14 protein-coding genes and 1 pseudogene are annotated in these 10760 nt (G+C 71.2%); 8 read left to right on the top strand and 7 right to left on the bottom strand.

Annotated elements, in window-relative coordinates; genetic code table 11:
• Window positions 1-50 precede the first annotated feature (50 nt).
• From ACFVH0_RS40075 to ACFVH0_RS40065, 3 genes are all read right to left on the bottom strand, one after another.
• Complete coding sequence (locus ACFVH0_RS40075) at window positions 51-815, bottom strand: hypothetical protein (RefSeq protein WP_385828364.1); 765 nt, start codon at window positions 813-815, stop codon at window positions 51-53.
• A complete protein-coding gene (locus tag ACFVH0_RS40070; RefSeq protein WP_385828363.1) occupies window positions 812-1300 on the bottom strand; it encodes a SigE family RNA polymerase sigma factor in 489 nt (162 codons plus the stop codon). Before ACFVH0_RS40070 ends, ACFVH0_RS40075 begins: the two co-directional genes overlap by 4 nt.
• Window positions 1301-1448: 148 nt before the next feature.
• Complete coding sequence (locus tag ACFVH0_RS40065) at window positions 1449-2210, bottom strand: class I SAM-dependent methyltransferase (protein WP_385828362.1); 762 nt, start codon at window positions 2208-2210, stop codon at window positions 1449-1451.
• Between the two features lie 89 nt (window positions 2211-2299).
• On the opposite strand from ACFVH0_RS40065, the gene ACFVH0_RS40060 reads away from it, so the two are divergent.
• Complete coding sequence (locus tag ACFVH0_RS40060) at window positions 2300-2929, top strand: CGNR zinc finger domain-containing protein (RefSeq protein ID WP_385828361.1); 630 nt, start codon at window positions 2300-2302, stop codon at window positions 2927-2929.
• On the opposite strand, the gene sodX is transcribed toward ACFVH0_RS40060, so the two are convergent.
• Window positions 2833-3291, bottom strand: coding sequence for a nickel-type superoxide dismutase maturation protease (gene sodX / locus ACFVH0_RS40055; RefSeq protein ID WP_385828360.1), 459 nt, complete (start codon window positions 3289-3291; stop codon window positions 2833-2835). The genes ACFVH0_RS40060 and sodX overlap by 97 nt on opposite strands.
• Before the next feature lie 180 nt (window positions 3292-3471).
• On the opposite strand from sodX, the gene sodN reads away from it, so the two are divergent.
• Window positions 3472-3867 (top strand): superoxide dismutase, Ni, encoded by a 396-nt coding sequence (gene sodN / locus ACFVH0_RS40050; RefSeq protein ID WP_093899557.1) that lies wholly within the window; start codon window positions 3472-3474, stop codon window positions 3865-3867.
• A gap of 464 nt (window positions 3868-4331) precedes the next feature.
• The gene (locus ACFVH0_RS40045) at window positions 4332-4547 is read left to right on the top strand and encodes a hypothetical protein (protein WP_385828359.1); all 216 of its coding nucleotides are present in this window, start codon (window positions 4332-4334) and stop codon (window positions 4545-4547) included.
• Between the two features lie 23 nt (window positions 4548-4570).
• Here the strand turns inward: ACFVH0_RS40045 and ACFVH0_RS40040 are convergent, their stop codons facing one another.
• Window positions 4571-5155: a helix-turn-helix domain-containing protein gene (locus tag ACFVH0_RS40040; protein ID WP_385828358.1), complete on the bottom strand. Its 585-nt coding sequence runs from the start codon at window positions 5153-5155 to the stop codon at window positions 4571-4573.
• Window positions 5156-5270: 115 nt separating this feature from the next.
• Between ACFVH0_RS40040 and ACFVH0_RS40035 the strand changes: the two genes are divergently transcribed.
• From ACFVH0_RS40035 to ACFVH0_RS40020, 4 genes are all read left to right on the top strand, one after another.
• A complete protein-coding gene (locus ACFVH0_RS40035) occupies window positions 5271-6107 on the top strand; it encodes an EamA family transporter (RefSeq protein ID WP_385828357.1) in 837 nt (278 codons plus the stop codon).
• A 41-nt stretch (window positions 6108-6148) separates the two neighbouring features.
• On the top strand, window positions 6149-6856 hold the full coding sequence (locus ACFVH0_RS40030) for a B3/4 domain-containing protein (protein ID WP_385828356.1): 708 nt from the start codon (window positions 6149-6151) through the stop codon (window positions 6854-6856).
• Window positions 6857-6991: 135 nt separating this feature from the next.
• Window positions 6992-7873 carry a 3-hydroxyacyl-CoA dehydrogenase NAD-binding domain-containing protein gene (locus ACFVH0_RS40025; RefSeq protein WP_385828355.1) on the top strand — a complete coding sequence of 294 codons (882 nt, stop codon included), beginning with the start codon at window positions 6992-6994 and terminating at the stop codon, window positions 7871-7873.
• Window positions 7874-7940: 67 nt separating this feature from the next.
• Window positions 7941-8879 (top strand): hypothetical protein, encoded by a 939-nt coding sequence (locus ACFVH0_RS40020; RefSeq protein ID WP_385828354.1) that lies wholly within the window; start codon window positions 7941-7943, stop codon window positions 8877-8879.
• Between the two features lie 44 nt (window positions 8880-8923).
• On the opposite strand, the pseudogene ACFVH0_RS40015 reads toward ACFVH0_RS40020, so the two are convergent.
• Both ACFVH0_RS40015 and ACFVH0_RS40010 read right to left on the bottom strand, forming a co-directional pair.
• A pseudogene (locus ACFVH0_RS40015) lies at window positions 8924-9649 on the bottom strand (response regulator).
• The gene (locus ACFVH0_RS40010; RefSeq protein ID WP_385828353.1) at window positions 9646-9810 is read right to left on the bottom strand and encodes a hypothetical protein; all 165 of its coding nucleotides are present in this window, start codon (window positions 9808-9810) and stop codon (window positions 9646-9648) included. Before ACFVH0_RS40010 ends, ACFVH0_RS40015 begins: the two are co-directional and overlap by 4 nt.
• A 348-nt stretch (window positions 9811-10158) precedes the next feature.
• Between ACFVH0_RS40010 and ACFVH0_RS40005 the strand changes: the two genes are divergently transcribed.
• Window positions 10159-10638 carry a VOC family protein gene (locus ACFVH0_RS40005; RefSeq protein WP_385828352.1) on the top strand — a complete coding sequence of 160 codons (480 nt, stop codon included), beginning with the start codon at window positions 10159-10161 and terminating at the stop codon, window positions 10636-10638.
• Window positions 10639-10760: the final 122 nt, after the last annotated feature.

Here is a 10760-nt window from a genome sequence, read left to right as displayed (position 1 = left end):
GTACGGAGCCACTGGCTCCGTACCGCCCTCTCTTCCGTCCCCTGCTTCTTCTACTTCTCCTGCTTCTTCGGCAGCATCTCCGGGCTGAGCAGCAGCTCCCGCAGCTGGGCGCGGGTGAGCGGCGGCGTCTTCATGAGCGGCCCCTGCGCCCGCTCGCCCTTGAAGCCGGTGCTGTCACGGACGGACAGCACCCCGCCGTCCTTCAGGATGAGCCGGCCGACCAGCTCCTTCCCCCACTGCGGAGTGACCCCGTGGTTCATCGGGTCGCTCCAGGTCGTCAGCACCCGCCCGTCCGGCAACGCCTCGTTCACGCAGTCCGCCAGACCCGGCTGTCCCTGGGCGGGCTCGCACGGATCGTCGGCCGGGCCCGCCACGCCGGACTTCCCGGTGTCCATGTAGCCGATGACGAGATAGCCGACGCCGCCGTCCTTGCGTACGGAGAAATGCCCGTCCAGCGGCCCCTCCAGATGGGGCATCTCCCGCCCGGAGGTGTTGCCGTCACGGATGACGGACAGCGAGACCTGATCGATGTCCCCGACGTCCTCGGGCAGCACCTTCGCCAGCTGCTTCGCCCGGCCGCCGTTCCCCACGAGCTCGACCGGGGCCGCCACCGTGGTCTCCTGCGTGTCCCCCTTCGAGGCCAGGTTCGGCACCGCGACGGCTCCGCCGGCCACCACGGCGGCCGCCGCGACCGAGACGGTGACCCTCCGGCGCAGCCGCACCCGGGCGGCCCCGGCGTACACCGCCCGGGTCGAGATCTCCGGCTGCCCCGCGTCCTCCGCGGCCCGCCCCAGCAGCTCACGCACGTCGTTCATACCAATTCCTCCGCCATCTCGGCGCGCAGCGCCGCCAACCCCCGAGCCGCGTGGCTCTTCACCGTGTTCTCCCGCATCCCGAGCATTTCGGCCGTGGCCTCCACGCTCAGGTCCTCCCAGTAGCGCAGCACCAGCACGGCCCGCTGCCTGGGCGTGAGCCGGGCGAGTGCCGCCCGTACCGCGAGGCCGGTCTCCGTGTCGGGCACGTGGCCGGCCCGGTCGGGCAGTTCCCCGTACGACTGCTCCCGCCGCCAGAACCGGCGGCGGGCCGCGATGAACGTGTTGACCAGCGTCTTGCGCGCGTACGCCTCGATGTTGTCGAGCCGCCCGTGCCGCCGCCCGCCGAGCACTACTTTGACCAGGGTCGTCTGGACCAGGTCCTCGGCCTCGTGCCGGTCGCCGCAGAGCAGATACGCGCTGCGGAACAGCGCGGTACGTCTGCCCTCGACGAAGGCGTGCAGCGCGGCATCGTCGTCGATCCGCATCGTCGGCGCCCCTCTCCGGGTCCGCGGGTGCGGACCGTCTCACCCCTTCCAGTGCGTTGGGGTGCACGGCGGGTTGCAGCAGCGTCGGAAAATGAATCACGGGCGGCACGGCCATCGGCCGTACCGCCCGTCCTTTTGCTTTGTGCCGCTACTTCACGGCGAGGACCAGGGTGTCCGAGGGCGACGCCCAGACGGGCCGCGCCTCCCCGAATCCCGCCCCGCGCAAGGTGTCGATGTGCCACCGCACCGGGGGCATGTCGCCGTCCGCGTGCTCACCGTAGATCTCGTACCGCTCGGCGGTCGGCCCGGCGAGGACCGGGTCCTTGGCGGCCAGCGCCCACCAGTCGGCCCAGTCGACCGCGCCGGCGGCCTTGGCACGGTCCATGGCGGCGTGCCGGTGGGCGCGTTCGGCGGCGTTGATCCGGGGCGTCTCGGTATCGATCATGTGGTCCGCGTTCATGAACACCCCGCCGTCCCGGACGAGCCCGCCGATGTGCCCGTAGAGCGCGGTGAGGGGTTCGCTGTGCAGCCAGTGCAGGGCGGTGGCGGTGAGGACGGCGTCGTACGAGTCGTACGGCAACCGCCCGGCCCACTCCGGGTCCTTGAGGTCGGCGGTGACGAAGGTGACGCGCTCGTCACCTTCGAAGTAGCCGCGCGCGATGGCGAGCAGCGCCGGGTCGAGATCCACACCGGTACTGGTCGCTTCCGGGAACCGCTTGAGCAGCCGGTCCGTAATACTTCCCGTACCGCATGCGAGATCGAGCACCCTCGGCCGCGGCCCCACCAGGGCCTCGACCATGTCCAGCATCACCCGGAACCGCTCCTCGCGGTCGGGCATGTACCACTCCTGCTGCCGGTCCCAGCTCTCCTGCCAGGCCCGCCAGTCCGTACCCGTCGATGTCTCAGCCACCAGGAACCTCCATGTAATACCCTGGACCCACAAAAGCCCATTACATCGCTCGCTGCACCGACCATAGACCGACGCCGTAAGGACTACAAGTGGAACTGGCCTATTACTCGGACTACGCCGTGCGTCTGGTCAACACCGAGGAGCCGGCCCGCAACAAGGACTCCCTCACCTCCGTGGAGGCGGTCCGCGAACTGTTCGGCGCCAACGGCCAGGCGGCCCGGCGGGCGACCGACGCGGACGTGACCCGCTTCAGGTCGGTACGGGCACGGCTGCGCTCGGTCTTCGAGGCGGCCGACGGCGGGGACGAGACACTCGCCGTCGATCTGCTCAACTCACTGCTGCTGGAGTTCCCGGTCAGCCCGCAGATCTCCGGCCACGAGACCCGGGACGAGGACGGAAAGCCGGACTGGCACATGCATCTGGCCGACCATCCGTCGAACGCGACGGCCGGGTACGCCGCCATCGCGGCGATGGGCCTCGCCTTCCACCTCACCTCGTACGGGGTCGACCGGCTCGGCCTGTGCGAGGCAGCACCGTGCCGCAACGCCTATCTCGACACCTCGACCAACCGGTCCCGCCGCTACTGCTCGGACCGCTGCGCGACCCGCGCCAATGTGGCCGCCTACCGGGCCCGCAAGCGCCTGGAGACGGAACGGGCGGCCGACACCGGCCTCAGCGCGGAGACCGCCCAGGCCACCACGCCCAGCACCGAGCGCTGATCCTTCTTCAGCGGCCGGTAGCGCACCCGGACCCTGGCCAGTACGAACTCCTCGGGCACCGTCCCGTAGTCCGTGCTGTCCCCGCCCGCGAAGGTGTTGTCGGCCAGCACCCACCAACCGCCCCGGCGGCGCTCGGCGGCCCGCTTGACCACCAGCAGGTCCTGCTGGAACGGATGCCGCAGAATCACCACGTCCCCGGGGCGCACCGTCGCCCCGTACTGCACCAGCAGCCAGTCCCCGTGATGGAGCGTGGGCACCATCGACGGCCCGGTCACCTCCACCACCTGGAACGGCACACGCGCCGCCAGCCCTCGCCCGGGCTGCTCCTGCGTCAGCTCAGGCACCTCCGGCACCTCCCGCATCGATCCGGCACCTCCCCTGTCCGTCCAGTACACCGTCCCGTACAGCGTTACGTACATTCGGCCACTGGTCCCATCCTCGCCCTGGACTTTTGGCCTAAGCCCATGGGGGCACCCACGAAAACACGTCTCTCACGGAGTAATGTCCCACCTGAGAAGACGATCACGAGGAAGGACAGCTCAATGCTTTCCCGCCTGTTTGCCCCCAAGGTGAAGGTCAGCGCCCACTGCGACCTGCCCTGCGGCGTGTACGACCCGGCCCAGGCCCGCATCGAGGCGGAGTCCGTCAAGGCCGTCCAGGAGAAGTACCAGGCCAACGAGGACCCGCACTTCCGGGCCCGCGCGGTGGTCATCAAGGAGCAGCGCGCCGAGCTCGCCAAGCACCACGTCTCGGTGCTGTGGAGCGACTACTTCAAGCCCCCGCACTTCGAGAAGTACCCGGAGCTGCACCAGCTGGTCAACGACGCCCTCAAGGCCCTGTCGGCCGCGAAGGCCTCCACGGACCCGGCGACGGGCCAGAAGGCGCTGGACTACATCGCCCAGATCGACAAGATCTTCTGGGAGACGAAGAAGGCCTGACCTCCGGTCACGCTTGTTTGACCGGCGCTCGTTTCGACCGCCCGGTCTCCCCGCCCGCACCCGGCCCGCAGGCCGCCGAACCCGGCGTCCGTGGCGGTCCGGGTGCGGTCTTGTCTGCGGGGACGGGGTGGGCGTGGGTTCGTGCTCTTGTCTGCGGGGGCGGGGTGGGCGTGGGTTCGTGCTCGGGGGTGCGGGGCGCGGGCCGTTCAGAATGCTGCCGTGACTGCTGGAGACCGAAGCGGTGCGGCGGCGCGCTCATTCCCGGTCTGCGCCGCGGAGGTTGTGCGGTTGCTCCGCCGTCGGGTGCCGGCGGCACTGGTCGACCGCCTGCGGACGGGCTCGGACGCCGAACGGGCGGGGGCCGTGCGGGCCTGGTGCTGCGCCCACCTGCCACTCGGTGCGGACCGGTCTCCGGTGTACGCGCCGGCGGAAGTCGTGTTCCCGCCCTGGACGAGTCACAGGACGTGGCGGATTCATCGCCGGAGGAATCGATGCGGGTCTTCGCCCGGAGCACCGATCCACAGACCCGCCTCCGGGTCCTGCTGAACCTTCCCACCGCACGCGCGGCGCACCCGCAACACCTCCGCGAGCTGCCCGGTCACACCATCGCCTCCGCCCGGACCCACCCCGGCGAGCACATCCGCCGCTGGGCCGCTGCCGCGGAGCGGACCAGCGCGTGAGCCGGCTGTCGCATTGTGCTTGATCAGGGTGCGGAACCGGGGCCGGGCGGCAGGTGGACCGTCATGATCAGGTGGCAGGTCCCTGTGCCGGAGCCGCGGTACGCGTGAGGGGCGTCGCCCTCGAAGGTGGCGGTCCGGCCGGCTTCGACAGGGTGCTCCTCGCCGTCGACGACCAGGGTCATCCGGCCGGAGGTGACGCTGATCGTCTCGGTGACCCCGGCCTGGTGGGGGTGGCTGGGGTATTCCTCGCCCGGTTCCAGTTGCCAGCGCCAGATCTCCACCGGGGCCGGGCCCGAGGTCGTGAGCATGAGCCGGGCCTCGCCGCCCTGCGGCCCGGTCCACAGGGGTGCGACGGCGTCGGCGGCCACGACGCGGACGCGACCCTCGGGCGGGCCCTGCATCAGGGCGGAGACCGAGATGCCGAGGGTGTCGGCCAGCCGGACCAGGGTGGCCAGGTTGGGGTTGCCCTGGGCTCTCTCCAACGCCACCAGCGCCCCCTTGCTGACCTGGGCACGCCGGCCGAGTTCGTCCAGGGACAGGCCCGCGCGGGTCCGGGCCGCCCTGACGTTGTGGGCGACCGTCCGCAGGGCTGCGGCCGTCTCGGCCATCTGATCTCCATCCCCGTCACGGATTACTGGATTGAACCGTGCGGTCATTTGGTTGACACCGACCGGTCGATCCGTTGTACGGTGCGGTCGTTTCAATGATGGTAAGGGATGTGTTGTGATCGCTCTGCTTCTGGCTCTGGGCAGTTCACTCGCGTACGGGTGCGCCGACTTCCTCGGCGGTCTCGGTGCCCGCAAGGCCCATGTTCTGCGTACCGTGATGATCGCCGCCCCGGCCTCGCTCGCGGTCGAGCTGCTGCTGTGGCCGGTGCTCGGAGCCTCGTTCAGCGTCGGCGCCCTCGGCTGGGGTGCGGCGTCGGGGGTCGTCTCCGCCGCCGCGTTCGCGCTGCTCTACCGCACCCTGGCGATCGGCCCGATGAACGTGCTCTCGCCGGTGACCGCGCTGGTCTCCGCCGCGCTGCCCGTCGGCGTGGGTCTGCTCCAGGGCGAACACCTGGGGGCCGCCGGGCTGGTGGGTCTGCCGCTCGCGCTGTTCGCGGTGGTACTGGTCAGCGCCGGGCACGGCGCCGGGTCCGCGCGTCCGTCCCGTACCGCGCTGCTGCTGGCCCTCGGCGCGGGCGCCGCCATAGCCCTCCAGCTGATCTTCCTGCACCAGGCGCCCGCCGACAGCGGCGTGGCTCCGCTGATCATCGGCCGGGCGGTCTCCTCCACCGTCACCCTCGCCGCCGCCGGGCTGCTGTACCGCAAGCTCGGCTCCGAGCGGCCCGCCTACGCGATGTCGGCCGCCGCGGGCGTCCTGGACTCGCTGGCGAACCTGATGTTCCTGCTCGCCGCCCGCAGCGGGGACCTGACCGTCGTCGCCGTGATAACGGCCCTCTACCCGGCCGGCACGGTCCTGCTCGCCCGCGGCGTGCTCGCCGAGCGCATCCACCGCGGCCAGCTCGTCGGCCTGGGCACCGCCGCCGTCGCCGTCGGCCTCCTCGCCCTGACCTGATCCCGACGCACCCGCGTACCCGAGAAACGGAAATTCCGCTCATGCCCGCCTTCCGCATCGCCCCCGCCGTCGCCGACGCCTTCCCCGGCACGCTCATCGCCCTGGTCACCGCCACCGGCCTGCGCGGCCGCGAACCCTGGCCCGAGACCGCCGCCGCCCTGGCGGACCTGGAGCAGCGGCTCGCCGACGGTGCCTGGCAGCCCGCCGACGAGACCGACCCGCGCATCGAAACGTGGCACACCGCCTACCGCTCCTTCGGCACCAACCCGCGCCGCATCCGGCCCAGCGTCGACGCGCTCGGCCGCCGCTTCGCGAAGCGGGGCACCCTGCCGCGCATCAACCCGGCCGTCGACTCCTACAACGCCGTCTCCGTCCGTCACGGTCTGCCCGCCGGAGCCTTCGACCTGGACCACGTCGACGGCGATGTCGACATCCGGTACGCGGACGGCGGCGAGGAATTCACCCCGCTAGGCGAGCCCGGCACCGTCGAAGAAGCCAAGCCCGGCGAGATCGTCTACGCGGACAGCACCGGCGTCCTGACCCGGCACTGGAACCACCGCGACGCCCACCGCACCCGGGTCACCGAGGACTCCGACCGCGTCGTCCTCGTACTCGAAACCCTCCGCGCCGGCCACGACGGCGACCTCGTCAGGGGCGCGGCGGAGGAGCTGCGGGGGCTGCTCGGCCCGCATGCCGAACGGACCGCCGTGCGGTACCTCGGTCCGGCGGACCCCGAGGCCGACATCTGAGACCGGGCCGCTCCCGGAGCGCGAGGAGGACGGCAGGTCCGCTGCCATCGGTACGAGTTGCCCGGGGGATCGGCCCAGGTTGTCATTGAGTGACAACCCTGAAAGCTCGTTCAAGCGGCTCGTCGGGAGTTCCTCATGGCTGTCGTGACGATCGTGGGTGCCGGCGTGATCGGTGTCTCCTGGGCCCGGTTGTTCGGCGCGGCCGGCTGGGAGGTGCGGGTCAGCGACCCCCGGCCGGATCTCCAGGACCTGGCGGCCGAGCAGCTCGCCGGACTTGCGGTCACCGCGACCGACGACCTGGCCGCTGCCGCCTCCGGCACGGACTTCGTGCAGGAGGCCGGGCCGGAACGGATTCCCGTCAAGGAGCAGATCTTCGCCACGCTCGCGGCCAACACCCGCGACGACGTGGTGCTGGCCTCCTCCTCGTCCTCGTTGCTGCCGTCCGTGATCGCCGAGGGCAACCCGGCGGCGGACCGGATCGTGATCGGCCACCCGTTCAATCCGCCCGAGCTGATGCCGCTGGTGGAAGTGGTGCCCGGACCGCGGACGTCGACCGGGACGGTCGACCGTGCGGTGGAGGTCTACCGCAGCCTGGGCAAGCTGCCGATCACGCTGAAGAAGGAGGTGCCGGGCTTCGTCGGCAACCGCCTCCAGAAGGCCTTCGACGATCAGGCCACCTACCTCGTGCAGCAGGGCGTGATCGAGCCGGAGGATCTCGACGACCTGGTCAGGGCGTCGCTCGGCCTGAGGTGGGCCACCGTCGGACCGTTCGAGAGCAATGTCCTCGGCGGCGGTCCGGCGGGGATGCGGCACCTCGTCGAGCACGTCGGGGCGGCGATGACCTTCGAGATGGGCGAGCCGGACCGGTCGGAGATGGACACCGTCATCGACTCGGTGGAACGGGCCTACGGCACCGGGGACGAGAGCTACCGGCGCCTCGTCGAGACACGGGACCGGCGCACCCGGGCGATCCTGGAGCCGCTGGGCTGGCAGGAGCCCCCGGGCGACGCCGCGTGACGGGGTCTGCTCGTCCGCCCGTGTCTTGACGGTCGCCGCCGAGGAACCCCGGGAGAAGGGGAAAGCCATGTGGCAGGAGTTGCTGGCGCTGCGGATCGCTCCCGGGAAAGTGCTGCGGGTGAGCATTCCGGACGGCCGGGTGGACACCCTCGTCGAGGCTGCGGGGCCCGCCCCGGACGGCGTCGTGGTCGATTCCGGAACGGTCTACTGGACCACCATGGGAGTACCGGTCATCGACCCCTCCGCAGCTTCGGGGGAAGCGAGCAGCGACTTCTCCCGTCGCAACGGCGGTGTCCACGCGGTGAACCTCGACGGGAGCGGGCAGCGCGACGTCCTGCCCGACGGCTCGATCACCACCGGCAAGCAACTGACCTCCGACGGCGCCGGACTTCTGTACTGGGGCGACCGCGAGGGCTGTCGCGTCAGCCGGGCCCGGGTGGACGGGACCGGTCTGACCGATCTGATCGTGAACAGTCCCGATGACGGCCAGACGCAGGAGTGCGTCGGTGTGGCGGTGGACCCCGCGCGGGGGCATCTGTACTGGACGCAGAAGGGACCGGCCAAGGGTGGAGTGGGCCGGATCCTCCGGGCCGGGATCGAGATCCCGGACGGCGGGAGCGCAGGGCGGCGTTCGGACGTCGAGGAGCTCTGGACGGGGCTGCCCGAGCCCATCGATCTGCACATCGACGGCGACTGGCTGTACTGGACGGACCGGGGCACGCCACCTGCGGGAAACACCCTCAACCGGGCATCTCTCCCCGGTCCCGGCCAGGTCGGAACACCGCCCGAGATCCTCGCCGACGGGTTCGCGGAGGCGATCGGGCTCGCCGTGGACGGCGAGGCGGGCATCGCCTACGTCTCCGACCTGGGCGGGCACATCCGAGCCGTCCCACTGCCCGGCGGTCGCGGTCCCGCCGCCGGTGGGGCGGAGCGGGAGGTCGTGTCCCTGCCGTTCCCCCTCACCGGACTCAGCGGAGTCGATGGAGTCGATGGAGTCGATTCCTGACGTCACGCGCCGTATGTCACGCGCCGTATGTCACGCGCCATATGTCACACGTCGCGTGTACGCCTACGTGCGTCGGCCAGCCCGGTCTCGTAGGCGACGATGACGCGAGTTGGGCGCGGTCGCGCGCCCGGAGCTCGGCGAGCAGACGGCCGATGTGTGTCCTGACCGTGGCCTGGCTCAGCTGGAGGTGCGGCGTGATCTCCGTGTCGGACAGGCCGCGCGATCAGGCCGAGCGCCTCCAGCTCCCGGTCCGTGACCCCGTCCAGCGAACGGGCCGGTGGCCGGCCCGGCTCCGGGCGGCGGGCGAATTCCGCGATCGGGCGGCTCGTCACCGAGGGCGCGAGCGGCGACTCCCCCGCGTCGACGACCCCGATGGCGGTGAGGACACCGGCCGGCGGGGTGTCCTTCAGCAGGAGGCCCGTGGCTCCGGCGCGCAGTGCGGCGTAGACGTACTCGTCCAGGTCGAAGGTGGTCAGGACCAGGACGCGGACCCTGGACGTGCCGGGGTCCGCGCAGATACGGCGGGTGGCCTCGATGCCGTCGAGTTCCGGCCTGCGGATGTCCATCAGCACCACGTCCGGCCGTTCGCGGCGGGCCGGTTCGACGGCTTCCGCGCCGGTCGCCGCCTCCCCCACCGCCGTCATGCCGGGCGTGTGATCGACCAGTACGCGGAACCTGCCGCGCACCATGGCCTGGTCGTCCACGACCAGTGCCCGGACCGGCGGCCGGTCGTCGGCTACCGGTACCCGGACCGGCGCTTCGTCGGTCATGCCTTCCGCTCCCCGTCGATCGGCAGTCGGACGGACACCGCGAAGCCGCCCTCCGGGCGGGGCCCCGTCTCGAAGCTGCCCCCGTACATCAGGGCCCGTTCCCGCATCCCCAACAGCCCGTGCCCGTCCGGCAGTTCCTGTCCGGTCCGTCTGCGGCCCACCGGTGGGCCCTCGTCGACGCCCGGCGGGGGCATCGGACCGGGGCCGGGACCTCGGGGTCGGGCCTGGGTATGACCCGCGCCCGCCGCAAGGTCACGGGGCTTTGGCCACAACCCGAACCGACCAGCCCGATCCCACCGCTCCGAACCCACCCGCCCTGTCGTTAGATGTGTGGAGTGCAGCCGTGTCGCCGAGGCGATTTCGAGCCATCCGCAGGGACCATATGAAGTCGGCCGATACCTGTCCCCCTTGGATCACCCTCAGTACAGCGATGAGTTTTCGGGATGGGATCGGTCGGTATGGGTGGACCTGCGCAGGCGACGGGGCTGCGTACACGAGGGGAGACAGCGATGACCACCGAGGGCTTCACCACATGTCTGTGGTTCGACGGACAGGCAGAGGAGGCGGCGGAGTATTACGTCTCGGTCTTCAAGAACTCCCGCCTCGGCGGGATCGCCCGCTACAACGAGGCGGGGCCGGGGCCCGCCGGATCCGTGATGACGGTCGAGTTCGATCTGAACGGCCAGAAGTTCGTCGGGCTGAACGGCGGTCCGGAGTTCACGTTCGGCGAGGCCATCTCGTTCCAGATCCGCTGTGCGGACCAGGCCGAGGTGGACTACTACTGGGGCGCTCTCACCGACGGGGGCGAGGAGGGGCCCTGCGGCTGGGTGAAGGACAGGTACGGCGTCTCCTGGCAGGTCGTGCCCGAGGTGCTGCCGGCGCTGGTCACCGATCCGGATGGGTCGAAGGCCGCCAGGACCACGCGGGCGATGCTGACCATGAAGAAGCTGGACATCGCCGCGCTGCGCAAGGCCCACGACGAGGGCTGAGCAACGCCGGGAAGCAGAGAACGGAACCGCGGCGGGCGGGGGCCGGGAGCAGGAACCGGGAGCGGCGACGCCGGGAGCAGAAGCCGGGAAGCGGCGATGCCGGGCAGGGGATCCGTCGGATC

The sequence above is a fragment of the Streptomyces sp. NPDC127117 genome (assembly GCF_042677325.1).
In the GTDB taxonomy this organism is placed as follows: domain Bacteria; phylum Actinomycetota; class Actinomycetes; order Streptomycetales; family Streptomycetaceae; genus Streptomyces.
The sequence above is the reverse complement of the archived record's forward strand: the minus strand, read 5'-3'. Positions and strand labels throughout refer to the sequence as shown.

Coding starts and splice junctions, on each gene's coding strand:
- ACFVH0_RS40070 (WP_385828363.1), bottom strand. CDS start 1,300: ATGCGGATCGACGACGATGCCGCGCTGCACGCCTTCGTCGAGGGCAGA.
- ACFVH0_RS40075 (WP_385828364.1), bottom strand. CDS start 815: ATGAACGACGTGCGTGAGCTGCTGGGGCGGGCCGCGGAGGACGCGGGG.
- ACFVH0_RS40020 (WP_385828354.1), top strand. CDS start 7,941: ATGTGGCAGGAGTTGCTGGCGCTGCGGATCGCTCCCGGGAAAGTGCTG.
- sodX (WP_385828360.1), bottom strand. CDS start 3,291: ATGCGGGAGGTGCCGGAGGTGCCTGAGCTGACGCAGGAGCAGCCCGGG.
- ACFVH0_RS40040 (WP_385828358.1), bottom strand. CDS start 5,155: ATGGCCGAGACGGCCGCAGCCCTGCGGACGGTCGCCCACAACGTCAGG.
- ACFVH0_RS40025 (WP_385828355.1), top strand. CDS start 6,992: ATGGCTGTCGTGACGATCGTGGGTGCCGGCGTGATCGGTGTCTCCTGG.
- ACFVH0_RS40005 (WP_385828352.1), top strand. CDS start 10,159: ATGACCACCGAGGGCTTCACCACATGTCTGTGGTTCGACGGACAGGCA.
- ACFVH0_RS40030 (WP_385828356.1), top strand. CDS start 6,149: ATGCCCGCCTTCCGCATCGCCCCCGCCGTCGCCGACGCCTTCCCCGGC.
- sodN (WP_093899557.1), top strand. CDS start 3,472: ATGCTTTCCCGCCTGTTTGCCCCCAAGGTGAAGGTCAGCGCCCACTGC.